The sequence below is a fragment of the Streptomyces sp. H27-H1 genome, assembly GCF_026627445.1.
Taxonomy (GTDB): Bacteria; Actinomycetota; Actinomycetes; order Streptomycetales; family Streptomycetaceae; genus Streptomyces.
Genome location: NZ_JAPNLJ010000165.1, coordinates 1 through 737, shown reverse-complemented (window position 1 = coordinate 737; position 737 = coordinate 1). Strand labels below are relative to the sequence as shown.

Genomic DNA, 737 nt, shown 5'->3' with positions numbered 1-737 from the left:
CGTCCAGATGCGGGAACAACACCGCAAACTTCACAGCGAGTTGATCAGAAGTCTCGTCCGGGATGCGCATACCACACCAACGAGCACCAGAGCGGGAAGCAACAGCTTGATTCCCTGCAAGCCCTTAGCAAGCGACCCGGCCCTCGACGACACTCGCCCTGCCCAGCACACAGGTGTGATCACAACCCCGACACCGCCCGCAACACGGCCTCACAGCAACCATGCACGAGCTCGTTAGCCGGAACCGTGGAACCCGGCGCCCACCCGACGCGACAGCCGGGCCACCAGCCTGCCCAGCCACCGGAATTCCCCCCTCCGGCAAGCAGAAATCCTCAACAGTGAACTGTTGAGGACTCACGCAAGATCGAGGCTAACCGATTAGGGTGTAGATCTATTGAGGGTTCTGGCGATCAAGCCGCCGGCATGAGCGTGTCGCGGTAGCGGGCCTGGTGATTGCGGGTGAACTCTTGCTGCTCGTGCCAGGCCCAATAGATGTCGAAGTCGCCGTTGCTGCGCAGGGCGCGGAGTTTCAGTACGGCCTCGGCACCGGAGAGGCCCCAGCGGGCGCCGGTGATGTCGAGTCGGTCTTTGACCAGGTGGCGGCAGGCCCCCTCGATGATCCCCGTGGCGATCGGGAAGCCTTCACGCAGGGCGAGTTCGTAGCGCAGGTAGGCCGCCTTGTTCCTCAGGTAGCCGACGGCGTCGTCGATGCCCTTGCGTGAGCCGGGCCTGAGCCC

The 737-nt window shown here is 63.9% G+C and carries 1 pseudogene; it reads right to left on the bottom strand.

Features of this window, described 5'->3' with window-relative positions:
* Positions 1-410: 410 nt before the first annotated feature.
* Positions 411-737, bottom strand: a pseudogene (locus OTB20_RS42310) (ISKra4 family transposase); the annotation flags it as partial.